The 22279-nt window shown below is 71.4% G+C and carries 24 protein-coding genes; 10 read left to right on the top strand and 14 right to left on the bottom strand.

Annotated features, from left to right (window positions below; genetic code table 11):
- Positions 1-78: 78 nt before the first annotated feature.
- From ACGFIO_RS27270 to ACGFIO_RS27250, 5 genes are all read right to left on the bottom strand, one after another.
- The gene (locus ACGFIO_RS27270; RefSeq protein ID WP_392829838.1) at positions 79-1602 is read right to left on the bottom strand and encodes an AMP-binding protein; all 1524 of its coding nucleotides are present in this window, start codon (positions 1600-1602) and stop codon (positions 79-81) included.
- Entirely contained in the window at positions 1587-2558 is a 972-nt protein-coding gene (locus tag ACGFIO_RS27265; RefSeq protein WP_392829837.1) for a fumarylacetoacetate hydrolase family protein, read from the bottom strand. Before ACGFIO_RS27265 ends, ACGFIO_RS27270 begins: the two co-directional genes overlap by 16 nt.
- 24 nt (positions 2559-2582) lie before the next feature.
- Positions 2583-3614 carry an MBL fold metallo-hydrolase gene (locus ACGFIO_RS27260; protein ID WP_392829836.1) on the bottom strand — a complete coding sequence of 344 codons (1032 nt, stop codon included), beginning with the start codon at positions 3612-3614 and terminating at the stop codon, positions 2583-2585.
- 229 nt (positions 3615-3843) lie between these two features.
- Positions 3844-4710: a helix-turn-helix domain-containing protein gene (locus ACGFIO_RS27255; RefSeq protein ID WP_392829834.1), complete on the bottom strand. Its 867-nt coding sequence runs from the start codon at positions 4708-4710 to the stop codon at positions 3844-3846.
- Positions 4711-4834: 124 nt separating this feature from the next.
- Positions 4835-5026 (bottom strand): hypothetical protein, encoded by a 192-nt coding sequence (locus ACGFIO_RS27250; RefSeq protein ID WP_392829832.1) that lies wholly within the window; start codon positions 5024-5026, stop codon positions 4835-4837.
- 74 nt (positions 5027-5100) lie between these two features.
- Between ACGFIO_RS27250 and ACGFIO_RS27245 the strand changes: the two genes are divergently transcribed.
- Together ACGFIO_RS27245 and ACGFIO_RS27240 are read left to right on the top strand one after the other, a co-directional pair.
- Entirely contained in the window at positions 5101-5727 is a 627-nt protein-coding gene (locus ACGFIO_RS27245) for a TetR/AcrR family transcriptional regulator C-terminal domain-containing protein (protein WP_392829830.1), read from the top strand.
- An 86-nt stretch (positions 5728-5813) separates the two neighbouring features.
- Positions 5814-6113, top strand: a complete 300-nt coding sequence (locus ACGFIO_RS27240) for a hypothetical protein (protein WP_392829828.1) — start codon at positions 5814-5816, stop codon at positions 6111-6113.
- On the opposite strand, the gene ACGFIO_RS27235 is transcribed toward ACGFIO_RS27240, so the two are convergent.
- The gene (locus ACGFIO_RS27235) at positions 6114-6677 is read right to left on the bottom strand and encodes a TetR family transcriptional regulator (protein ID WP_392829826.1); all 564 of its coding nucleotides are present in this window, start codon (positions 6675-6677) and stop codon (positions 6114-6116) included.
- Between the two features lie 40 nt (positions 6678-6717).
- Between ACGFIO_RS27235 and ACGFIO_RS27230 the strand changes: the two genes are divergently transcribed.
- Positions 6718-7650: an NADP-dependent oxidoreductase gene (locus ACGFIO_RS27230; protein ID WP_392829825.1), complete on the top strand. Its 933-nt coding sequence runs from the start codon at positions 6718-6720 to the stop codon at positions 7648-7650.
- A 126-nt stretch (positions 7651-7776) separates the two neighbouring features.
- Here the strand turns inward: ACGFIO_RS27230 and ACGFIO_RS27225 are convergent, their stop codons facing one another.
- A complete protein-coding gene (locus tag ACGFIO_RS27225) occupies positions 7777-9192 on the bottom strand; it encodes a M20/M25/M40 family metallo-hydrolase (protein ID WP_392829824.1) in 1416 nt (471 codons plus the stop codon).
- Between the two features lie 117 nt (positions 9193-9309).
- Between ACGFIO_RS27225 and ACGFIO_RS27220 the strand changes: the two genes are divergently transcribed.
- From ACGFIO_RS27220 to ACGFIO_RS27200, 5 genes are all read left to right on the top strand, one after another.
- Complete coding sequence (locus tag ACGFIO_RS27220) at positions 9310-9783, top strand: hypothetical protein (protein WP_392829822.1); 474 nt, start codon at positions 9310-9312, stop codon at positions 9781-9783.
- Between the two features lie 247 nt (positions 9784-10030).
- On the top strand, positions 10031-10618 hold the full coding sequence (locus ACGFIO_RS27215; RefSeq protein ID WP_392829820.1) for a hypothetical protein: 588 nt from the start codon (positions 10031-10033) through the stop codon (positions 10616-10618).
- Complete coding sequence (locus ACGFIO_RS27210) at positions 10615-10935, top strand: transcriptional regulator (protein WP_392829818.1); 321 nt, start codon at positions 10615-10617, stop codon at positions 10933-10935. Before ACGFIO_RS27215 ends, ACGFIO_RS27210 begins: the two co-directional genes overlap by 4 nt.
- A 26-nt stretch (positions 10936-10961) precedes the next feature.
- Positions 10962-11996 (top strand): YbhN family protein, encoded by a 1035-nt coding sequence (locus ACGFIO_RS27205; RefSeq protein ID WP_392829816.1) that lies wholly within the window; start codon positions 10962-10964, stop codon positions 11994-11996.
- Positions 11993-12853 (top strand): polysaccharide deacetylase family protein, encoded by an 861-nt coding sequence (locus ACGFIO_RS27200; protein ID WP_392829814.1) that lies wholly within the window; start codon positions 11993-11995, stop codon positions 12851-12853. The genes ACGFIO_RS27205 and ACGFIO_RS27200 overlap by 4 nt, the downstream gene beginning before the upstream one ends.
- 123 nt (positions 12854-12976) lie before the next feature.
- Here ACGFIO_RS27200 and ACGFIO_RS27195 read toward each other — a convergent pair whose 3' ends face one another.
- From ACGFIO_RS27195 to ACGFIO_RS27175, 5 genes are all read right to left on the bottom strand, one after another.
- Positions 12977-15085, bottom strand: a complete 2109-nt coding sequence (locus ACGFIO_RS27195; protein WP_392829813.1) for a galactose oxidase-like domain-containing protein — start codon at positions 15083-15085, stop codon at positions 12977-12979.
- 292 nt (positions 15086-15377) lie between these two features.
- Complete coding sequence (locus ACGFIO_RS27190; RefSeq protein ID WP_392829811.1) at positions 15378-15851, bottom strand: acyl-CoA thioesterase; 474 nt, start codon at positions 15849-15851, stop codon at positions 15378-15380.
- Positions 15848-16483 carry a TetR/AcrR family transcriptional regulator gene (locus ACGFIO_RS27185; protein WP_392829809.1) on the bottom strand — a complete coding sequence of 212 codons (636 nt, stop codon included), beginning with the start codon at positions 16481-16483 and terminating at the stop codon, positions 15848-15850. The genes ACGFIO_RS27190 and ACGFIO_RS27185 overlap by 4 nt, the downstream gene beginning before the upstream one ends.
- Before the next feature lie 39 nt (positions 16484-16522).
- Positions 16523-17440, bottom strand: a complete 918-nt coding sequence (locus ACGFIO_RS27180; RefSeq protein ID WP_392829807.1) for a hypothetical protein — start codon at positions 17438-17440, stop codon at positions 16523-16525.
- Positions 17441-17474: 34 nt separating this feature from the next.
- The gene (locus tag ACGFIO_RS27175) at positions 17475-18161 is read right to left on the bottom strand and encodes an NUDIX domain-containing protein (protein ID WP_392829806.1); all 687 of its coding nucleotides are present in this window, start codon (positions 18159-18161) and stop codon (positions 17475-17477) included.
- A gap of 135 nt (positions 18162-18296) precedes the next feature.
- Between ACGFIO_RS27175 and ACGFIO_RS27170 the strand changes: the two genes are divergently transcribed.
- Together ACGFIO_RS27170 and ACGFIO_RS27165 are read left to right on the top strand one after the other, a co-directional pair.
- Positions 18297-19220 carry a purine phosphorylase gene (locus ACGFIO_RS27170; protein ID WP_392829805.1) on the top strand — a complete coding sequence of 308 codons (924 nt, stop codon included), beginning with the start codon at positions 18297-18299 and terminating at the stop codon, positions 19218-19220.
- Positions 19217-20893: a hypothetical protein gene (locus tag ACGFIO_RS27165; protein ID WP_392829803.1), complete on the top strand. Its 1677-nt coding sequence runs from the start codon at positions 19217-19219 to the stop codon at positions 20891-20893. The genes ACGFIO_RS27170 and ACGFIO_RS27165 overlap by 4 nt, the downstream gene beginning before the upstream one ends.
- A 13-nt stretch (positions 20894-20906) precedes the next feature.
- On the opposite strand, the gene ACGFIO_RS27160 is transcribed toward ACGFIO_RS27165, so the two are convergent.
- Both ACGFIO_RS27160 and ACGFIO_RS27155 read right to left on the bottom strand, forming a co-directional pair.
- Positions 20907-21671, bottom strand: coding sequence for a hypothetical protein (locus tag ACGFIO_RS27160; RefSeq protein WP_392829801.1), 765 nt, complete (start codon positions 21669-21671; stop codon positions 20907-20909).
- Positions 21672-21730: 59 nt separating this feature from the next.
- Positions 21731-22225, bottom strand: coding sequence for a hypothetical protein (locus ACGFIO_RS27155; protein WP_392829799.1), 495 nt, complete (start codon positions 22223-22225; stop codon positions 21731-21733).
- Positions 22226-22279 lie beyond the last annotated feature (54 nt).

The following is a 22279-nucleotide window of genomic DNA, read 5'->3' as shown; positions in this document are numbered from 1 at the left end:
GATAGTGGTGAAGGTGGTTCTTCCCTGCAGATGGCCCCCCGGGACCGGTGTTCGCCGTGAGTGGGGGCCGATGACTGGCTAGTTCACTTGGCTCCCGTGACCTTCCCAGTAGGGCGCCCGCAGCTTGAACTTCTGGAGTTTCCCCGTCGGCGTTCGTTCGAGGTGATCTCTGAACTCGATCCGCTTGGGGCACTTGTAGCCTGCGAGTTGCTCACGGCAGTGCCGCAGCAGTTCGGCCTCGTCGACGGCCCCGTCGGCAACCACGAGGGCCGTGACCAGTTCTCCCCATCGCTGGTCGGGAATGCCGATGACGGCCACTTCGCGCACGCGGGGGTGAGACGAGAGCACGTCCTCGACCTCAATGGAGGAGACGTTCTCGCCTCCCGAGATGATGACGTCCTTCTTGCGATCGACGATCGTCAGGTAGCCGTCCTCGAGCACGCCGCCGTCGCCGGTGTGGAACCACCCGCCGTCCTGCACTGCCGCTGTCTGCTCATCCATGTCCCAGTAGCCGGCCATGCACTGATTGGCCTGCGCGAGCACCTCCCCCGACGCGTCAGTGGTCAGTCGCACGCCCAGGGACGGAACGCCCTGGCGGCTCAGCAGCCTTGCCTGCTGCTTCCGGGGCTTGTCGCGCCATTCCGTCCGCATGCGGTTCACGGTCAGCAGCGGGGACGTCTCGGTGAGCCCGTAGATCTGGATGAACTCCCAGCCCAACTCGTCCCTGATGCGCTCGATCGTCCGGGTCGGCGGTGGCGCTCCGGCGACGACGGCTCGCACCCGACCGTGCCCCGGCACGACGCCGTCCCAGTCCTGCGCGGCATCGAGCACGGCCGAGAGCACCGCAGGCGCACCACACAGCAGCGTCACTCCGTGCGAGTCGATCCGTCGGAGGGTCTCGGCGCCGTCAACCTTCCGCAGGACGACCTGCTTCACCCCCACGGCACTGGCCGCGTACGGCATTCCCCAGCCGTTGGCGTGGAACATCGGCAGCGTGTGCAGGTACACGTCGTTGTCGTCCAGTCCGATGTGCCAACCGAACGTGGTCGCGTTCAGCCACAAGTTGCGGTGGGTGAGGACGACCCCCTTCGGCTTCGACGTGGTGCCCGACGTGTAGTTGATCGTTGCCGGTGCGGACTCGTCTCCTCGCCAGGGCCGTGGCTCGGCCGCACGGCTCCACAGGAGGTCATCGGTGTCACCGAACACGACAGTGCGGACCCGCGGGCCCGGAGCCACCAGATGCGCGAGTTCCGGGTCCACGAAAACGACCTCGGCACCCGACTGCCCCAGGACGTAGTCGACCTCGGGGCGTGCGAGACGGAAGTTCACCGGCACCAGCACACGACCCCAGCCGGAAACGCCGAAGAAGGAGACAAGCAGCCGCGCCGAGTTCTGGGAGAGCACGGCCACCCGGGCTCCGGCTGGCACTCCCATCTCGTCGAGCGCGGCGGCCTGGGAACGGGCGAGCCGGTCGACGTCCCTGTACGTCAACGTGCCCAGCGATGCCGCGGGCTGGTCGGGTTCGTCGACCACCGCCACGCGCTCCGGATAGACCGTCGCGGCACGGTCGAGGAAGTCCCTGACCGTCAGCGGAAACTCCATGGTGATCCTCCCGACCGATAGACCTCCAAGTCAGGGGCCGGCTCGTGCCGGTCGACGATCTTCGACCGTTGTACGCCCAACTCTTCGACCTCCAGGGTGACGACGTCGCCGGGGGTAAGAGGCGGGTGCGCGTCGAACCCCTTGTTGCCCCAGGCCTCGGCCAGGCAGCCGTTTCCCGCGGTGCCGGACCCGAAGACGTCGCCCGGGCGAACCTCAGTGCCGCGCGAGGCATAGGCGATCATCTGGCCGTAGCTGAACGCCATGTTCGACCATGTATCGGCGCCGATAAGCTCGTCGTTAACGTAGGCACGCATGCGGAGATCGAACGAGTTTTCCTGCCGGAAGGGTTCCAGCTCGTCCGGCGTGACGAACCAGGGACCCATCGAGGTCGCCGAGTCCTTGCCCTTCGACGGCCCCAGTCGCACCGTCATCTCCTTGAACTGCACGGAGCGACCCGACCAGTCGTTGAGGATCATGTAGCCGGCGATGAGCTCCTCGGCGCCAGAGACGCTGAGGTCCCCTCCTGATCCACCGACCACGGCGGCAATCTCGAGCTCGAAGTCGAACAGGGTTTCGCCGGGAGGAAGCCGCACATCGTCGTACGGGCCCAGGGTCGCGTACGGGTTGGTGAAGTAGAAGATCGGCGCGGCGTACCACTGCTCCGGCACTGCGGCCTCAGGACCGGCCAGTCGGATGGCGCCCTCGACGTGCTGCTCGAAGGTCATGTAGTCGCGAACGGTCGGTGGCGTCGGGATGGGCGCCAGGACTACCAGATCCTCGGGAATGAGCGCCTCGCCCCGCTTCCTCAACGCGTCCTCACCCGCTTGGCGCAGCGCAGCTCGGCCTTCCCGGAGCAGGCCCAGCAACGTCGAACCCTTCGGGAGGGCATACAACTTGTCGTCAGAGGCGACACCAAGCCGCTCGGTGCCGCCGTCGGAGAAGGTCATGAATCGCATGCCGTGTCCTGTCGAATGGGTCGATCAAACAGAGGTGGATAGCGGCGCACCGTTGTAGAGCACCGCGTCCTCGAATGCCGCAAGCAGATCGAAGGTCCAATCCGTGATCTCGACGTAGGCGCGGTGCAGGTTGAGCACGACTCTCTCGGCGTCAGGGAACGCCGCGAACTCGCCGAGCTCGGTCCGCCTGGCCGCCTCCAGCGGTGAGATTCCGGCTGCGACTCCTTCACGGGCCGCAGCCTGAATCAGGCGGTAGTACCTGCGATGCGCCTCCAGAACCGCGTCGACGTCCTCCCGATGCAGCACCGCACCGTGGCCGGGGACCACCACGTCCGCGTCAAATGCCTCGATCCACTCCAAGGAGCGAAGAGCACCCTCAACTGAGCCCATGAAGACCAGGGGCGTGACCCCGTGGAACAACAGGTCTCCCGTGAACAGAGTGTTGACCGCGGGCACGAAAACAACCGAGTCACCCGGGGTGTGCGCCGCATACCCGGGATGCACGACCTGCACCTCCGTCGACCCGCTGTGAAGCACCAACCGATCGTCGTACGTGACCGAGGGAAGCCGCTTACTCACGCCGCCCCAGTCGGGGACCGGGCTCCAGAACGGCGGGCAGCCGGCGATGATGGTGTCCTCCGCCAGGCCGACCCTCATCCGCGAGTGCCCGACGATGCTCGTGCTCCCGGGCAGCACACTGTTGCCATACGTGTGGTCACCGTGGAGATGGGTGTTCACGGCGAACCGAATCGACGAGTCGGGCCGCACGGCCCTCACCCGATCAAGGAACCGACGAGTACGCATCTCGGTCGCACAAGTGTCGATGAGGATGTCCCCCTCGTCTCCCGCGACAAGACCCGCATTGTTGATCCACCACGAGCCGTCCCCCTGGGTCCACGCCCAGACGCCGGCCGCGATCCGCGCGAGCGTGCCGTCGTCCGAACACTCCGAAACGAGGCTCTGTCCCATCATTGATGTGACGAGCGAATTTGCCGTTTCATCCTCCGCAGACCCCGTTCGGACGTATCTCTCGTCTCGGAGTACGGCGACGACCACGAACCACGTGGTGCGTTGATCGACTGAGAAGTCATTGACCCTGCTCCTAAGGTCGGGGCATCCACCGGATCCGCCAAGTGAGTCACTCAACTGCTGTTGAGCTCGTCAAACGGACGCTAAACCCCCGAGGTGATGCCAACCACACCCTGCGAGAGCCACCCACGGCCATCGGCGACATCCGGCGGTGAGTCACACCCTGCCGGGGCAACGGCGTGGGGTCGGTCGAGGCTCAACGGTGGGTGCGGCTCGGCCCGGTCTCGTCCTGTCGCCTGGCGTCACAGATGGACCTCATCAAACTCAGCGCCCGCTCACCGACGGAGTCGTGCGCCGAGTAGACCGTGAGATGACGATCGTAGGAACCCGGGAGTTGAAGCGCGTCATAGTGAACCTCGAACCGGCCCGCGCGAGGATGCTCGAAGATCCGGGAGCCGTAGTTCCGGCCCAGCACGTCGTGGGAGGCCCAGAGGCGGGCAAACGAGCTGCTTCGCACCGACAGCTCATCGACCAGGTGCGCGATCCGACGATCGTCCGGGTGACGGCCGGCTCCACCTCTGAGGAGGGCGACGTTCTGCCGTGCGGCCTCGTCCCACTCCACGCATCGTGATCTGACCTCCGGGTTAGTGAACAGCAACCACGAGAGGTTGCGGTGGTGCGGAGGCAGCGACTCCAGGTCGACCAGAAGCTCGCACGTCATATCGTTCCACGAGGTGATGTCCAGTCGTTGGTCGACGACGAACGCGGGCCGGTCCCTGATCGCCTCGACCAAACGCGCGCCTACCCTGTCGGGGGCACCGTCCGCGCCCTCCGAGACGCCGCCTCCCCTCAACCGCGCCACGAGGTCCTGCACGTACATGACCTCGTCGCCCGACAGGAGGAGCGCCGCAGCAACTGCCTCGAGCACTTCCGACGACGGATTAAGCGCGCGTCCCTGCTCCAGCTTGGCGTAGTACTCGCGACTCACCGCGGCCTTCTCCGCAACCTCTTCGCGACGAAGGCCCCGGGTACGCCGAACACCAGACTCGATTTCCGGACCAAGGCGTTCGCGACGAGTACGCAAAAAGTGCCCCAGCTCCTTCGCGACGTCCGCCCGCTCCATCGCGTCAGTATGCATCCGCTATGGGCAATCTCGACTTCCTCGACCTGATTCATCAGAGGGCATAAGTGCGCTTATGCCTTTTCGTAGGTTGACCGAAGCAGGCATAAGCGCGCTTATAGCCCTCTCACACCTCCTGGCCGAAGAACGCGGCGATCCGGCGCTGCCAGCCCGGCAGGAATCGGGGAGGGCGGTCGGGGGAGTGGTTCCACCGGTGGCCGGCGGGCCGGCCGGCCGGGCGCTGGTGGCCGCCCGGCCGGCCCGCGTGCGGGGGAACCCCGGGAATGCGATGGGTGGCCCGGTGCAGCAGGTCGCGCATGTCGATGCCCTTCTCTCTCTATCACTGATAGAGGCACTCTAGCACTGATAGAGTACGGACCGGAGGTATCGACATTGGCGCTGGACCGACAGCGGATCGTGGCCGAGGCCGTGGCCCTGCTCGACGCCGAGGGGCTCGACGGCGTGACGACCCGCAAGCTCGCCGCGCGGCTGGGTGTGCGGTCGCCGACCCTGTACTGGCATCTGCCCAACAAGGCGGCGCTGGTCACCGCCCTCGCCGACGCGATACTCGACCAGGAGTTCGGCGACCTGTCCCCGCCCGAGCCGGATCAGCCCTGGCCCGAGTGGCTGAGCGGCCTGGCCGGGCGGTTGCGCCGGGCGCTGCTCGCGCACCCGGACGGCGCGCGGGTCATCTCCGCCGCTCAGCTCTCCGCCACCATGGCCGCGATCTCCGAACTGGCCATGAGCACCCTGGTGGCGCGCGGCGTCTCGTTGCGCCGGGCCCGCGTCATCGTCCTGACCGTCGAGCGCTTCACCGTCGGCCACGTCCTCGAGGAGCAGGCCCCGCGCCCGGACGCCGAGGCACTGAAGGACTTCGACCTGGACGACTTCGCCGGCCGGCACCCGACCGTGGTCAGCGCGGTCGCCGAGTACTTCCGCCCCGGCTGCACCGTGGATGACCTGTTCCGCGACTGCCTGGCGGTGGTCATCGCCGGCGCGCGGCATCCCGATCGGTCGTGAAGGGGTAGCCCGGCGACGTTGACGTCACGTCGCGACATCAGTAGCATTGATGTCGCGACGAGACATCAACGTGGAAAGGACAGGCCATGTCGACATTCATGGTGGTCGGGACGCTCCGCCCCGACGCGGACCTCGCGGAGTTCAACGCCCTGCGCGACGCCGAGCACAAGCAGCTGGAGGTGCTGCGCTCGGAACGGAAGATCGGCGTTCACTACATCTCCCCGGCCAGGGGAGCGACCTTCGTCGAGATCATCGCCGACGACGAGAAGCAGGCGGCCGAGACGATGGCCACCCTGCCGTTCGCCCAGTTCTTCGACGCCGATGTCTACCCGACCGCGCCTCCGGACGAGGACGAGCTGGCTCACCGCGCGCGTCTGCTGGGTTGATCAAGGGCGCGGCACGATCCTGGTGAGCAACGACATCGCGGTGCCGGTCGTACCGGCCAGGTCGGTGTCGTCGCCGTCCAGCCACTGGCGGTAGGCCGTACGGAACACCTGAATCCCCACCGCGGCCGCGAGGTCGGCCGTACCGGGATCGACGCCGTGCTCGCGGAGCGCGTCGCTGAACCCGTCGGCCGCCCGCTGCTGCTTGACCAGTTCCCGCTCCAGCAGCTGCGGGTTCGCCGCGATCATCGCGTCCCGCTGGAGATGGGTTTCCCGCGAACCGAGGCTCTCCCAGTCGAAGCCGGCCAGGGCCCGGGTCACCGCTCGAAGCGGCTCCGCGACGTCGCCGGTCCGGCGCAGGTCCTCGACGAGCGCCTGGTAGAGCGCATCCGCGTCGGCGAAGAGAACCTCTTCCTTGTCCGGGAAATACCGGAAGAAGGTGCGGGTGGTGACGCGGGCGCGCTCGGCGATCTGGACCGCGGTGGTCGGCTCGAAACCCTGCTCCGCGAACAGTTCCATGGCGGCCTGTTTCAGCCGCTCCGCACTGCCGTGCTCCCACCGAGGCATAGCGCCAAGATACTCAGCCGCATCGAGACCTGGAGAATCAGTGAAACGCGTTCAATACCATCGGTACGGCGGTCCCGAAGTCCTGCGCCTGGAGGAGTTCGAGCCGCCGGACCCGGGCCGGGGCGAGATCCTGGTACGCATGCGCGCCGCCGCCGCCAACGCCATGGACTGGAAGATGCGCAACGGCGAGATGCGCCTGATGACCGGCCGCACCTTCCCGCGTGGCGTCGGCAACGACTTCGCCGGCGTCGTGGTGGCCGTCGGCGCGGGCGTCACCCGATTCCGGGCCGGCGACGCGGTGCTGGGCGGCACGAACCTCCGGACGCCGGGCGCGTTCGCCGAGCTCGTCCTGGCCCCGGAGAAATCTGTGGCGATCAAGCCGGCCGAGTTGTCCTTCGAGCAGGCCGCCGCGCTCCCGGTCGTCGGGGTCACCGCGGTCCAGGCCCTGCGGGACAGGGGCAAACTGCGATCCGGGCAGGCCGTCTTCATCAACGGCTGCCTCGGTGGCGTGGGCCGCGCCGCCGCCCAGCTCGCCCTGGCCTCCGGCGCCTCGGTCGGCGGCAGCTGCCGGTCCACCACCGAGGACGAGGCCCGCGAACTCGGCATCGACCCGGTCGTCGGGTTCGACTTCGACCCGGCCCGGCTCGCGGGACGATTCGACCTGGTCTTCGACACTGCCGGCACGCTGTCCGCCGCGACCGCCCGGACCCTGCTGAGGCCCGGCGGCCGCATCCTCGACATCGTCCCCTCGGCGTCGAAGTTCGCGCGTAGCGCCCTGCCCGGGCCCTACTCGGTGATGATGGGCCGGCCCAGTCCGGACGACCTCGGCGAGGTGGCCGGCATGGCCGCGCGAGGCCGGCTGCGGGTACCGATCGCCCGGACCGTGGCCCTGCCCGACGCGATCGCGGCGCTGACCGAACTCGAACGCCACCGCACCCCGCGGGGCGGCAAGCTCATCATCACCGCGGGCTGAGCCGGCTACGAGGTCAGCTTCCAGCTGTCCAGGTAGTCGCCCTCGGGGAAGCCCCACGACTGGTCCTCGACCGTCAGCTTCCACACCCCGTCGAGCTGCCGCGGTTTCTGCGGATACCGTCCGGACCTACCGCTGTGGAGCGGGACGGGAGGCATGCGCGGCGAGCAGGTCGGCCACCGCTTCGGTGATCTTGCGGGCGTACGGCAGGTCGAGCCACTCGTCCGGGGCGTGCATGTTGGAGCTCTCGAACGCGGCGCCGGTCACCACGAACTGGGCGGCGGGGAAGCGCCGGGCCAGCATGTCGATGAACGGGATGCCGCCGCCCACGCCGACGTGCCCGGGCGGGGCGCCGAACACCCGGTGGCTGGTCTCGGTCAGCGATTCCAGGATCCACGGTGCGGGCTCGGGCGCGTTCCAGCCGTCGAGGCGCATCACGTCGGTCACCTCGACGTCGACGCCGTGCGGCACGTCGGTGGTCAGGGCCCGGGTGATCTCGGCGGCGGCGTCCGCGGACGACGCGGTCGGCGGGAGGCGGAACGCCAGCCGTGCCTCGACGGTGCCCTGCTGGAGCGCCGGCGCGGCTTCGGCCGGGGGCAGACCGGTCACGCCGGTCACGGTCAGGGCCGCCCGCCAGGTGTTGTTCAGGATCAGCTCGGCGTCGTCGTCGAGGACCACGGGTTCGCCGTCGGCCAGGCCGAGGCGGGCCGCCAACGGGTACGCGGCGGCCAGGTCCGCCGCCTGCTCACGGCGTACCCGCGGAATCTCGATCTTGACCGAGGGCAGCGTGACCTCACCGGTGCGGCTGTCCTCGACCCGGTCGAGCAGGGCGCGCAGGATCCGGACGGGGTCGGGCAGGATCCCCCCGGCGATGCCCGAGTGCTTGACGCCGGCGCGGGCGCTGACCCGTACGGTGCACAGCAGCCCGCCGCGCAGACTCGTGGTCAGCCACAGCCGGCGCGCGTCGACGCCGACCGAGTCGAGGCCGACGACCAGCGACACGTCGCCCAGCCGGGCACCCAGCCGGTCGAGGTAGAACGGCAGATCGGTGCTGCCCGACTCCTCGCCGGTCTCCAGCAGGACCACGACCCGGCCGTGGGCCCGGCCCTCCGCCGCCAGGGCGGCCACCGCGGTCAGCGCCGCATAGCCGGAATAGCCGTCGTCGACCGCGCCGCGCCCGTAGAGCCGGTCGCCGCGCAGCACCGGCGTCCACGGCCCGAGCCCCTCCGACCAGGCGCCGAGCGCGGGCTGTTTGTCCAGATGGCCATAGAGCAGGGCGGTGCCGGCCGCAGCCGCAGCGGGAGTGGCCGGCACGTCGATCAACAGCACCGGCGCCCGGCCCGGGGCCGTGCTGACCTCGGCCCGCAGGCCGGGGAGTCCGAGCCCGAGCGCCCACCGCCGGACGTGCTCGACCGCGGTCGTCAGCTGCCCGCCGCCGGTCCCGTCGGAGTCGTAGAGCGCGGACACCGCCGGGATCGCGACCAGCTCGGACAGGCTGGGCAGCACCTGGTCGGCCCACATCCGGGCGATCGCGTCCTGGCTCACGTCGGGTCCCTCCGTGCCGTCGTCCACCGATCGACCAACGTGGCCCGCCGCGCCCGGTTCATCCGCGCGAGGCGCTGGTAGCGTGCCGCCGGACACACCGACCACGGGGAGATTCACATGCACCGGACCATGCTCGTACGAAGCGTCACCGCCGTCGCGGTGATGATCGCGATGTCGGCCTGCGACACGCAGTCCGGCCCGGAGGCCGCCGGCAGCCCGCCGCCCGCACCGGCCCCGGCGACCACCAGCGCCGCCGCACCCAGCAGCAGCGCCGACGACGCGGCCACCCGGGAGGCCTGTGCCGCGATCAAGACGGACCTCAAGGACAACGAGGCCAAGGTGGCCAAGGCCGAGAAGATCGGGCCGCCGGCCGGGCACATCGCGGTCAGCGCCCAGTGGACCGCCGGATCGACCGCGGTGCTGGCCCATTCCATCGGGGCGAGTGACGCGGTGAGCGCCGCCGCCGACGAGGTTCAGCGGGAGATGCAGGAGCTGAGCGACAAGTACAACGAGTCGGCCAAGGCCAAGCCGAGCCGGAAGAAGCTCGAGGCGGCCGTGGCCAAGCTGACTGCGGCCTGCTCGGGGGCATAGCCGCGCCCTGTCGTTCAGCGGGCCCAGGACGTTCCCGGCAACGCCTACATCGGACCGGATGGCTTCCTAGCTTCACCGGCCGCCCCCGGCCGTCCGTCGTCCCAGTCGGGCGGCCGGGAACGCGGCCACGGCCACCCGCCTGTGGGAGGCGACGGTCGCGCTCACCGTCCCCGTCGCGCCGGAGCAGAGACTCGACAGGGGCGAGTACTCTGCATGACAGAGTGATCTGTCGAGGCGAGGAGTGGCGATGAGTGAGCAGGTAGCAGCGACCGGCCTGGATCAACTGCGGGCCCGGGTGCGGGCGGACCGGCGTACCGTGACCGCACCGCTCTTGATGCTCGGCGGGCTGGCCGTCCTGCACGCCGTCGCGTGGATCGCCGCGCCCGGCCCGGCCGCCCGGCACACCGTGCTCTTCGCCTACTGGCCGGTGGCCGGGGCGGTCGCGTTGTTCGGGCTGTGGGCCTACGCCAACCGCGTCGCCGACCGGGACGGCGTCGGCGGCGGGCGGCGGTCGTACCGGCCGATCGCCCTGGGATACCTGGTCAGCCTCCCGCTGCTGGCCATCCTGTTCCTCCCGGCGTTCCTCCTCGGGGTGTTCGGGCCGCTGCTCTGGCCGGCCATGATCCTGTGGGCGGTGGCGGCCCGGCAGCACAACCAGACTCTGCGTACGGTGGCCAAGGCGCTCGCCCTGGCCGGTGCCGTCCAGCTGGTGCTCGCCCTGGTCACCTCGACGGCCGGCGGCGTGGCGGCGGCCGGGGCCGCGTACGCGCTCGACCTGCTCGCCGCGGCCGGTCTGCTGGCCGGCGCCGTCATCACCACCCGTCGCGCCCGGTGACCGAGGTCGAGCGCAACCCCGCCCTGGACCTCGACGACACCGTCCACCAGAAGACCCGCCTCGCGCTGCTGACCGTGCTCGACGAGGCCGGGCGGGCGGACTTCCCCTACCTGAAACGGACGCTGGGGCTGACCGACGGCAACCTCGGGCGGCACCTCGACGTCCTGGCCGCGCAGGGACTGGTCGAGATCACCAAGGGGTACGAAGGGCGCCGGCCCCGCACCTGGGCGTCCATCACCGCCAAGGGTGAGCAGGCCCTGGGCGACGAGATGACGTTGCTGGCCGGCATCCTGGAGAACTTCCGGCGCAAACGATGAGGCCGGGGTACGCGTAACGTGTCCGCGTGACCAACGACCAGGCGACCTCGTATCGGAAGGTGACGCGTTCGCTTCTGATCGTGGCCGTCGTGGTCGTCCTGGCGGTGGTGGGCCTGCGCGGCCGGCTGCCCTCGCCCGGCGACGTGTGGGACGCGCTGCTGCGGGCCGACCTCGGCTGGGTGGCGCTCGCGGCGGCATTCCAGGCCGCGTCGATCGGGGCCTTCGCGCTGCAGCAGCGGCAGTTGCTGAGCGGCCTCGGGGTGCGACTCGCGACCCACCACGTCTTCGGGATCGTGCTGGCCAGCACGGCGGTGGCGATTGCCGTGCCGGCCGGTGGGGTGGTGGCCACGGCGTACACCGTGCGGGCGTACCAGCGGGTCGGCGCGACACGCGAGCAGGCCCTCGCCTCGGTGGTGGTGTCCGGGCTGGCCTCGATCGGCGGCCTCGCCCTTCTCTACGCCGGCGGCAGCCTGGCCCTGTCGACCACCCTGGTGCGCGGGCGGCCGCTGCTGACCGTGGCCGGCCTGGCCGTGCTGACCGTCGTCGTGCTGGTGGCCGGGCGCCGATACCTGCGCGGGCGGGGGCCGGGGGATCGGGCCGGCGACGGCCGGGTGGCGCGCCTGATGCGTTCGGCGGTGGCCTCGGCCCGGGAGGCGTGGCGGGCCGGTGCCCGGATCAGCGTGCGGGATTGGGTCGTCGCCCTCGCGTACGGCACCGTCAAATGGCTCGGCGACCTGTTGTGCCTGGTCGCCGCCGTCTACGCCCTCGGCCGGGGGGTGAACCCGGCGGCGCTGGCCGGTATCTACCTCAGCGTGCAGATCGTCCGGCAGGTCCCGCTGACACCGGGCGGGATCGGCGTGGTCGAGGCCGCGCTGATCGCCGGGCTCACCGCCGCCGGCATGGACGCGGCCGGTGCGGCCGCCGCCGTCCTGATCTATCGGGTGCTGTCCTGCTGGCTCGTGGTGCCGGTGGGCGGGCTCGCCGCGCTCGCGTTGCGAACGGGTGGTCGCCGTTCGATCGCCGTACGTGGTTGCACGGAAGAGACATCCTCACCCATGTGATCTTCGATGGAGTGCGGCGTCGGTTCGCGCCCTGGACGGCGGCCGCGGCAGTGGTCGCTCTCGTCGCGGGCTGCGGCAGTACCCCCGCGAACGTGCGGCCGAACCGCATGGTGATGCCCAGCTCGGCCCCGTCCGGCCCGGCCTCGAACCAGCCGTCCACCCCGCCGACCGGCCCGTTGCCGCCGGGCACCGTGGCGTTGACGGCCGCCGAACTGGCCCGGGTGCCCAAGTTCGACGCGGCACCCCCCGCCCAACCCATCACCCTGGCCAAGGGCGACTCCGCCGCCTGGCTCAGCGCGATCCCGACCACCCAGAAGGTCGCCTTCATCACCATCGACGACGGCTGGGAGAAGAACCCCAAGGCGTACGCGCTCTTCACCGCGGCCAACGTGCCGGTCAGCCTGTTCCTGCAGACCAACGCGATCAAGTCCGATGTGAACTACTTCAAGCCGCTGGTCCAGGCGGGCGCGACGATCGAGGCGCACACGATCACCCACCAGCAACTGCGCGGCAAGTCCTACGCCACGCAGAAGCGCGAGATCTGCGGTTCGGCGGACAAGCTCGGCCAGTGGTACGGGCGGCGCCCGCAACTGTTCCGGCCGCCGTTCGGGGCCAAGGACGCCACGACCCTGCGCGCCGTGCACGACTGCGGCATGAAGGCGGCCTTCTTCTGGAAGGAGGCCACCAACAAGGGCAAGGTGTACTACCAGGGCGTACACAAGGTGCAGCCGGGCGACATCATCCTCATGCACTTCCGGCCGGCGTTCGTCGACGACTTCCTGGCCGTGCTGAAGTCGATCAAGGACGCGGGCCTGACCCCGGCCCGGTTGGAGGACTACATCCCCGGAGCGTCCTGAGGCGGCCTTCTCGTCGCTCAATCGCGGCCTTTCCGCCGCGGCCGGGCTGAGTGCCGACACCGTTGACCTCGGCGAACTTCACCCATCCGGTTTACCAGGCGTTCGATCGGGCTTTCATCCGATTCAACGTGGCGTCCCATACATCCACCGCTGCAGCGGGCTGCCGGAACAGGCGCGGATCAGCACCGGCGCCGCGTTCGCCGTGGTCAGGACGCCCAGGCACAGGTTCGGTCGCTCGACCGGCCGGATCGTGCCGTCCGGGTCGAACCGCCACCGTTGCGCCGCCGACCCGTTGCACCGGTAGGTCCACACGGCCCGGCCGGCGACGAACTGGCCCGCCGGTACGTCCAGACAGTTGCCGAGCACCCGCACCGACCGGTCATCGGGCTGCCGGGTCAGCGCCTGCGCACCCGTGTCGTTGCAGTTGTACGCCTGCAGATAGATCCTGATCGCGGTGGTGGCGCCCGGCACGTCGACGCACCGCCCGGTGCTGTTGCGGACCGGGCTCAGCAACGGGCTCGGCCCCTTGGCCACCCGCACCATCCGGGCCACCGACGGCACTCCGGCCGCGTCCACGATGAACAGCATGTAGTAGCCGGGCGGGGCCACACCGCCGGTGGGCGGACCGGAGACGCTCAGCGTGGTGCCGTCCGCGGTGAACCGCAGCGGGACGTAGCGCTGGCCCTGGTCGACGCCGTGGGTGGCGTCGCCCAGCCCGACCAGCGCCACCTTCCGGACGCCGGCCGCCTGCGCCGACGCGATCGTGAAGGTGCCGCCGACGCCCACCTGGTCCGGGCCGTCCGAGATGACCGGTCGCGGCGCCGGCCGGCCGCTGCCGTCCCGGCGGAAGAGGTACGGCGGGCTGAAGTACTCGACGTTCTTCTCCAGATAGCCGGCCCGCACGCACACATCGCAGACCCCGCCGCCCCCGGTGAGCACCCGCCCGTCCGGCAGCAGCACCGCCGCCGAGTGGTACTGCCGGATCCGCCGCGCGCTGGCCAGCACGGTCCAGGCGCCGGTGGCCGGATCCCAGCGTTCGGCCGCCGTCACCGGGTGCGCGAGGTCCACCAGGGTGCTGGTCGCCACGCTGGTCAGGCCCCCGGTGGCCAGCACCGAGCCGTCGGCCAGCACCGTCGCGTTGAGCTGCCGCCGCGGCACCGACAGCCGGCCGGTGGCGGTCGTGGTGGGCAGCAGGCCGGCGCCGCTGTTCACGATCACCGAGGTACGCGTGGGCACGTCGGCCCGGCCGCCTTCGGTCAGCTTGCCGCCGCCGACCACTATCGACCGGCCGATGTCGTACGTGGCGAAACTGCCGTACTCACGGTTGACGGCGTCGCGCGTGGCGGTGGCGGTGATCGTGCCGCTGCCCGCGGTGCTGATCGTGTACGCCGTGGTCGTCGGCCCGAGGAAGCCGAGTTGCGCGTCCGGGCGGGAGGCCAGGAACGGGTAGCGCCGGGCGCCGTACCGGGTGAACCCGTCGAGTTCGCGGATGGCGCCGTCGTTCTGGCGTACCTCGGCCGTGACCGGGCCGCCGCCGATGATGACGTGCTCGCCGTCGGCGGTTTCGGCGACCGACGGATACCAGCGCGGCGAGGCCATGTCCCGGCCGCGGGTCCACGTCTCGGCCCGCCAGTCGAAGACGTACGTCCGGACCGTCCCGTCGAGCTGAGCGTTCGCGTTTCCGCCGGCGACCAGGATGTTGCCGTCGGCCAGATGCGCGAACCCGGAACAGAAGATGTTGGATCCCCGCAGATCGACCCGGCGATAGGTGTCGTCGGCCGGGTTCCAGATCATGGCGCGGGTGAAATCGTGCACCGGGTACGATTCGGCCGCGTTGTCGCCGACCGAATCCCAGATCAACACCTTGCCGTTCGGCAGTACGGCTTGGAAAACCGGCACCACGGGCGTGCCGATGACCGCGCTCCACGCACCGGACCGCCCGGGTTCGGGGGCGATCTTCGGCAATGTGCTCGCCTCGCCGGGACTGACGCCGGTGGCCCGCCGGATCCGCGCGGCGTTCTCCGCGGTCCGCTTCTCGATGGTGCTCATCGGCGTACCGGCCAGGTCCTCGGCCGCGTGCTCGTGCCCCTCCCCATGACCTTCGGCCGGGGTGGTGAAATGACTTTCGGCGTCTGTCGGGATGGGATCGGCGGCGGCCACATTGGTCGTCGAAACACCCGAGACCAACAATATGGACAACATTCCCGATGCGGCGATTCGGCGCGTAGGCATGGAAAATCCCTTCGCCGGGAAAGGCGGCGAGATCCCAAGCAGGACCATCAATCGACGCTAGCCCCGCGGCCGGGCACAAATCATCGTCGATCCGGGCGAGCGGCCACCGGCCGAAAGTCCGGAACGGAAATCGCGTGCGCGACAAAGCACTTGTGATCGAGCGCGCGGATGTGCCCGCCGGGACCCCGGACCCGAGGGCCCGACGGGATGAGGGCGCGCCGCGGCGACGCCAGCCACACTCTGAACCTCGCCTCGCACTTGGGTGATCCACAGATGCGCCCTGGCCTGAAGATCACCAAGCGGGATGAGTCAGGCGGTCGGGGTGGGCCGGCTCCGGCTTGACCAGGGCGGCGGCGACCTCGCGGCCCTGGTCGGTCCACGGCACCGGCCGCAGGGTGATCGGGTGCAGGTGGACGGAGAGGCGGCGGCCGTCGGCGTGCAGGGTTTCGCCGTCCGCCGAGGTCACCCGGAACCGGTAGTCGATGCTGGTCTCGCCGAGCCGTTCGACCCAGAAGTGGACCAGGATCTCGCCGGTGCCGCGGACCGGGCGGCGATAGGTGATGGCGAAGTCGCGGACCGCGGTGAAGGCGTCGGGGGTGGTCGGCCGGCCGTTCTCGAACGAGACGCCCCGCTCGGCCCACCAGGCCGCCAGGGCCCGCTCGACCAGGATGGCGTACTGGCTGTTGTGCAGCATGCCCATGGGGTCCAGCTGGTCGAAGTGGACGAGGGCGGGTGCGGCGAAACCGTACGCGATGGTGGTGGTCATGTCGGCTCCGGGAGGATCGTCGGGTCGGTGGCGAGTGCTCGCAGGTGGGTGAGCAGCGACTGGCGGGCCGCCCCGCAGGTCGCCGCGGCACCGACCACGGGTGCCTGCATGGCGGCGTACACACCGAGCGAATCGGTCAGGTAGGCCAGGCCGGCCGGGTCGGTGCCGGGGCGGAGCTCGCCGGCCTCGACCGCCTCGCGGGCCAGCCGGGTCAGCAGGGCCATCCAGTCGTCCAGCTCGCTGATCAGCCGCCGGCCGACGGCACTCTCACGGGCGTTGTACTCGAAGTAGGCGCTGGCGAAGAAGTAGGCGCCGGGCTGCCGGCCGGACTCGTAATAGGCCATCCGTCGCTCGTGTACGGCCCACAGGCGGCGTACCCCGCGTGGTGCCCTCAGCCCGGGTGCGCTCACCTCGGCGATCCACTCCTGCCGGGCGTGGTCGATGACCGCGAGCTGGATCTCCTCTTTGGAGCGCCAGTGCGCGAACAGGCCGGACTTGCTGATGCCGAGCGTCTCGGCCAGCCGGGCCAGGGACAGGCCGTCGAGACCCTCGACCGAGGCGAGGCGCAGGGTGTGGTCGAGCACGGCGGCGCGGGTGCGCTCGCCGCGGAGCAGCCGGCGATCTTCAGTCACGGGTACGAACCTACAATGCGACCGACCGGTCGTAAAGTTTTATGCCGAGTCGAGTTGGGGCAGCAGCGCCCACAGCACCTCGGCCGCCGCCCGGGCCGCGAACGTCCGGTAACGCTCCGGTTCGGCCGGGTCCAGCACGCCCGCGACGACGAACCAGTGCGGTATCCCGTGCTCGCGGGCGGCCGCGGCGACGGCGGCGGCCCCGGTCGCCAGGGCGGCGATGCCGTTCACCCCGGTGCGGCGCGGGCGTTCCCAGATGGCCGGGCCGGCCGGCGCCGTGCGGCCGCCGGCGACCGGTCCGACGTGGACGGCGAACGGCAGCCGCCGCGGCGGGCCGGTGTCCGCGGCGCGGCGCTCCCGGTCGTACGCCTCGCCCGCCGCGGTCAGCTCGTGACCGCGGTGGCCGGGCCGGACCAGGCCCTCGCGCACCAGCTGGTCGAGGCGGCCGCGCCAGGTCCCGGGCGGGAAGTAGCGCCCGCGGGCCACCTGGGCGAGCGGATCGTCGCCCCGCGCCAGCCGTTCCAGCAGCCAGTCCCGTGCCTCCTGGGCGCCGGCCGCGGCCCAGGACGGCAATGCCTCGGGGGTGAACCGCCGGGCCGCCTGCGCCCACCGGTCGTCCTGGAGGTGTTGCTCGTGGTCGCCGTCGAGGTAGGTGGCCCGCTGCTTGCCCTCGTCGTACTCGTGAACCCGGTCGGCGATCACCACGTCGCCGGGAACGGTCTGGTCCGGGTCGCCGGCGCAGACCCCGGCCATGGCCACGCAGCGCGGATCGAGCCGGGCGGCGAAAGGACCGATCGGCTGGTCCGGCCGGGCCAGCGCCACCTCTCCGCCGATCAGGCAGGAGAGGCCGTCGACGCTTTCCGGACGCCACCGGACGCCGGTCGCCGCGTCGCGCACGGCGTCGTGCTCCTCCGGCGACGCGGTGACGACGAGCAGGTCGACCCTCCCGGCGGTCATCGAACCGAGGATGGTCGTCGCGCCTACCGGATACCTACCGGCCGCGCAGGATCGGGGGGTTCAGCGCGGTCTGGCCACCCGAACGGTAGAGGGTGGCGGGGCGGCCGACCGGCGGCACCCGCTTGTCGCCGGTGTCCTCGACGAAGCCGTCGGTGTTGACCACCTTGCGGTTGAAGTTGCGCGGGTCGAGCGCCTCGCCCCAGACCGCCTCGTAGACCGCGCGCAGATCGCCGATGGTGAAGATCGGGTCGCAGAAGGCGGTGGCCAGGGTGGTGAACTCGAGCAGGCCCCGGGCCCGCTCGACCGCCTCGTCGAGGATCTCGTCGTGGTCGAAGGCCAGCGTGCCGCGGGCCTTGTCGACCGGCGTCCAGGCGGCGGCACTGGCGTCCGACCCGGCCCGGGGCGCCGGCAGGTCGGGCATGATCGCGAGGTACGGCACGCTGACCACGCGCCCGCGCGGATCGCGGGCCGGCTCCCCGTACACCGAGAGCTGTTCCAGATGGGCGCTCACGTTGTCGAGGCCGGTCTCCTCGCGGAGTTCCCGCTCGGCCGCGGTCTTGATGTCCTCGTCGGTGCGCACGAACCCGCCGGGCAGCGCGGGCCGTCCCCGGAACGGCTCGTTGGCGCGGGTGATCGTCAGAACCTGCAGCGAGTTCTCACGCACGGTGAGGATCGCGAGGTCGACGGCGAGTCGCAGCGAAGCGTGTTCCCGGCCGGGCATGAGGCGAGCGTAGTCCTTATCGTCCGTTTGACACAAACTTGTCCACGGCCGGATGCGCCGCGGTAGGACTCCGGTAGACCGGCCATCGACGATGGGCGGGATTATCCGGGTCGACCAGGGGGCGGGTTGCTGACCATGAACGTAAGTCCACCGATCGTCATACTCACCGCGCTGGAGCTGGAGTACAAGGCCGTTCGCGATCGGCTGTCCGGAATCCGCGAGCCACCGCCGGCGGCGGGCACCCGGTTCGAGGTCGGTGCGGCCGGTGACGGCGAGGTGGTGGTGGGGGTCACCGGTCACGGTACGCACGGGACGGCCGCTTTGGCCGAGCGGGCGGTCCGGGTGTTCGACCCGGCGGCGGTGCTGTTCGTCGGCGTCGCCCGGGCGTTGCGGTCGAGCGTACGGCTCGGCGACATCGTGGTGGCCACGCACGTGTACACGTACGAACGCGCCGCCGTCCCGGCCGACGGCCCGAGGGTCCGCACGACCGACGACGACCTGGTGCAGACCGCCCGCCGCCTGGCCCGCCGGGACGTCGCCGACGGCAGCGCGCCGCTGGTCCACTTCGGGCCGGTGGCGTCCGGCCAGGTCCGGCCGGACCTCCCGGTCGCGGTGCCGCTGCGCTGGCTCCGGCCGCACTACGACGACGCGCTGGCGGTCGAACTCGAGCCCGGCGGCGCGGCCCGGGCCGGGCACCTGAGCACGGTGCCGGTGGGCGTGATCCGCGGCATCGGCGAGCGCGCCGACAGCGCCGGGGGCGGCACCGACGGTGCGGGCTGGCCGCCGCGCGCCGCCCGCAACGCCGCCGCCTTCGCCGTCGCCCTGGCCGGCGAGCTGCTCACCGACCGGGCGGCGCGGGCCGGGGAGCTGATCACAGAGCAAGGTCGGCGGGCCGAGGGGGAATCGCCGGCCGGGGAGGAGGCGGAGCGGCGGAAGCCCGACATCCGGAACCGGGCCAAGGGCGGCACGCACGGCGCGGTCGCCGGGTTCGTCCTCCACCACAACGCGCGGCCCGGTCGCACCACCGGCCCGGGCCGCGAGGAACGAGGGCGGCGGTGACCACCACGCGGGAGGTACCGGTGGAGACGCCGGGTGGCCGGCCCGGTGCGGTGACCGGCACGGTCCACGGTGGCGTGCACGACTACTACCGGGTGCCGGCGGACGCCTCGCCGCGGGAGAAACTGGCCATCGCCCTGCGCTACCTCGAGTCGGGCCAGGCCACCACGGCGCGGCGGCTGTTCGCCGAGATCGTCGCCCACATCGGCACCGAGCCGTACGTGTGGTTCCACTGGCTGCTGGCCTTCCTCAGCGGGCGTACCCTGTGGGAACTCTCGGCCGAGGAGCGGCTGAAGCTGACCGCGACGCGGGAGCTGATCCATGGCCTGAAACCGGACCGGTGGTGGTCGCGCGGCATCGCGGTGATCGAGCGGCTGGTCGACGCCACCGCCGCGCACGCCCCGGACGCCGCCGCCGTCTCGGCCACGCTGGCCGAGCTGGACGCGCTCGACCCGGGCATGCGTACCAGCATCGCCCGGCACCTGGAACGGGTCGTGCAGGGGCCGCTCAAGGACGAGCTGTGGGCCCAGGAGGTCGAGGACGCGCGGGCCGCTCGGACGGCCGGGCGGCGTACCGAACGGGTGTGGAAGTTCTTCGAACCCGACCCGGCGCCGCCGCGCGCCCGCCCGGTGCGCCCGGCCCGGGTCAGCCGCGCCCACCTGGCCCTGGCCGCGCTGACCACGGTGATCGCGGCCGGCGCGGCGTGCGTGCTCGGCTGGCTCGGGCTGCAGCGCGACGACCCCTCGGCGGTGATCGCGGTGGCGGTCGGCCTCGGCGCGGCCGGTGCGGCGCTGGTCAACGGGGCCGAGTGGCGGTTCCGGTCCCGGCGGCGGGCGCCGCGGCCCTCCCACGCGGGACCGCCGGCCGGGGGCTTCGCCGGGCGGGTGGACCGGATGTACCGCCGCTACGTCCGCCTGGCCGTGCCCGACCCGGCCGAGCGGGCGGCCTGGCTGCGGGAGGCCTACCGGCCGATGTGCCGGCTGCGCGACGAGCTGGCCGAGGTCTACCGGGAGGCCCGGGTAAGCGCCGACGAGGTGCGCTGGCTGATCCGCTTCCAGGTGCGCGAGCTGCGGCGCCAGTGGCGGGCCGGAACCCGGGCCGACGAGTGCCGGCGGTGGGCCGTCGCGCCGGCGGTCAAGGGCGTCTGCGTGGGCGGCACCGGCCTGGCGGCGGCGAGCCTGCTGTGGGCGGCGCAGGCGGCGGCACGGCAGGACCTGCGGCTGACCCTCGGCGCGGCGTTCGCGGTGGTGGTCGCCGGCTGGCTGGCGGCCGAGGCCGGTGTGCGGATCGGGGCCGAGAACCGGCGGGTCGCGGTGGACACCGAGGACCGGCGGGTGCGCCTGAACGCCTACTGGTTCGAGTGGCAGCGGTGGGGGCACCGGCTGGACGACCGGCCGACCGACATGGAGATGGCCCAGTGGCTCGACTGCGATCGGCGGATCCTGGTCGACCTGGCGCTGCGGGCCTACCACCTGCGGTGGGGTGACGTCTGCGCGTACGCCTCGGTGGAGGCCGGCCGCGCCGGCAGCAGCCGGGCCCGCGCCCGGAACGGCCCGTGGCGCTACTCGAAGTACCGCCTGCTGGCCTTCCTGCTCACCACCGACGGGGTCCGGCAGGTCACGGTGGAGCTGGATCTCGCCCAGGCGACTTTCCACGAGTGGCAGCGCCGGGAGTGACCGCCGCAGGTGATCAGCGGGCCGGCTGGGCGGTCCGGTCGTGCCGGCGGCCGGCCGCCCAGACCCGCTCGAACTCGCCGGTGAAGTGCCGGAACCAGTGCACGTCGCGGCCGGCGTGCAGGGGCAGGGTCGGCTCGGGCGTTCCGCACCGGTGCGAGTAGATCTCCACCCGCAGCCGCCCGCCGGTGGCGTCGGCGTCGATCCCGATCAGCCCGAAGGCCGGTACGAAGTCGAGGAGCCGCACCTCCAGCCGACCGGGTGTCGACGCCGTCTCGGTCGCGAGCGTCTCCAGCAGGTCCAGGGTGGTGCGCAGCCGGTGCTCGAAGATCTCCGGGTGGTCGGGGATGGTGCTGCGCCGCGCGGCCTCGGCGACGGTCGCGGGCCTGGGCGCGATCAGGGCGATGCGTACGCTCGCCCCGGCGGCCAGCCGCTCCTGGAGTAACGCGTAGTGGTTGCGGACGGTCCGGGCCAGCGTGACCCCGACGATCCGGACGTCGTGGGCCTCGTCCAGGTCGACGTCCAGCCCCGAGGTCGACGGGGCCAGCAGCCGGTCGGCGCCGGCCCGGTCGCCCACGTGGTCGCCCAGCTCACGAACCGAGCGGGTCAGCGACAGCACCGCCGACCGGCCGTGCAGCGAGTTGAGCGCGAGCAGGCCCAGCGTCGTCAGGGTGGCGCCGCCGGTGACCGCCGGACCCACCACGTCGAGGGCGCCGAGGACGCCGATGACCACGGCCACGCCGATGGTCAGGATCAGATCGAGCTGCCGTACGTGCGACATCATGGCCACCTCATGAGCACGGAGTGACGGGGGACATGCTCAGGGTAAGCATATTAGTGTCAGACTGACAATAATCTGGCCGGGTTCGTTCGCGCACCCAGATGTGCCCCCAGGTCGGCCGGAGTCACCCAGCTCAGCCCGGGCGGGCCGGTCACGGGCAGGGTCGGTGCGGTCGGCGTGCACGGGTGGACCACCACGACCGCCTCGACCCGGCGCTCACCGGAGATCGCCCCGCGCAACCGGTGAACCGCGCCGACCAGCTGCCGGATCGACTGTCCGATGTAGGTGCCGTCGCACAGCACCCGGCCGTCCGGGGTGATCGCATAGGTGCCGGCCGGCCACGCCACCGAGTCGAGCAGGACGATCGACCGGCCGGCGCAGAACGCGTACGGGATCGGTGTCTCACCCGCGCCCACCGGCACCGCGGTGATGAGCCGCGCCCCGCGCGCCCCGGCCAGCCCGGCCAGCAGCTGACCGGTCCGGGCATGGATCTCCGACGCACTCGTACCGATCGACCGCAGGGGCCGCCGCTCACTGTCCATCTCGCTGTCCACCTGTCACCTCGCGAGGAGCTTGTCGTCGGCTACCTTCAGCGATTCGGTCATGGC

The sequence above is a fragment of the Actinoplanes sp. NPDC049265 genome (genome assembly GCF_043197135.1).
In the GTDB taxonomy this organism is placed as follows: domain Bacteria; phylum Actinomycetota; class Actinomycetes; order Mycobacteriales; family Micromonosporaceae; genus Actinoplanes.
Note: the sequence above shows the minus strand (reverse complement) of the source record. Positions and strands in the feature narration are given on the sequence as shown.

Coding starts and splice junctions, on each gene's coding strand:
- ACGFIO_RS27270 (WP_392829838.1), bottom strand. CDS start 1,602: ATGGAGTTTCCGCTGACGGTCAGGGACTTCCTCGACCGTGCCGCGACG.
- ACGFIO_RS27265 (WP_392829837.1), bottom strand. CDS start 2,558: ATGCGATTCATGACCTTCTCCGACGGCGGCACCGAGCGGCTTGGTGTC.
- ACGFIO_RS27255 (WP_392829834.1), bottom strand. CDS start 4,710: ATGGAGCGGGCGGACGTCGCGAAGGAGCTGGGGCACTTTTTGCGTACT.
- ACGFIO_RS27250 (WP_392829832.1), bottom strand. CDS start 5,026: ATGCGCGACCTGCTGCACCGGGCCACCCATCGCATTCCCGGGGTTCCC.
- ACGFIO_RS27240 (WP_392829828.1), top strand. CDS start 5,814: ATGTCGACATTCATGGTGGTCGGGACGCTCCGCCCCGACGCGGACCTC.
- ACGFIO_RS27235 (WP_392829826.1), bottom strand. CDS start 6,677: ATGCCTCGGTGGGAGCACGGCAGTGCGGAGCGGCTGAAACAGGCCGCC.
- ACGFIO_RS27220 (WP_392829822.1), top strand. CDS start 9,310: ATGCACCGGACCATGCTCGTACGAAGCGTCACCGCCGTCGCGGTGATG.
- ACGFIO_RS27215 (WP_392829820.1), top strand. CDS start 10,031: ATGAGTGAGCAGGTAGCAGCGACCGGCCTGGATCAACTGCGGGCCCGG.
- ACGFIO_RS27195 (WP_392829813.1), bottom strand. CDS start 15,085: ATGCCTACGCGCCGAATCGCCGCATCGGGAATGTTGTCCATATTGTTG.
- ACGFIO_RS27190 (WP_392829811.1), bottom strand. CDS start 15,851: ATGACCACCACCATCGCGTACGGTTTCGCCGCACCCGCCCTCGTCCAC.
- ACGFIO_RS27180 (WP_392829807.1), bottom strand. CDS start 17,440: ATGACCGCCGGGAGGGTCGACCTGCTCGTCGTCACCGCGTCGCCGGAG.
- ACGFIO_RS27175 (WP_392829806.1), bottom strand. CDS start 18,161: ATGCCCGGCCGGGAACACGCTTCGCTGCGACTCGCCGTCGACCTCGCG.
- ACGFIO_RS27170 (WP_392829805.1), top strand. CDS start 18,297: ATGAACGTAAGTCCACCGATCGTCATACTCACCGCGCTGGAGCTGGAG.
- ACGFIO_RS27160 (WP_392829801.1), bottom strand. CDS start 21,671: ATGTCGCACGTACGGCAGCTCGATCTGATCCTGACCATCGGCGTGGCC.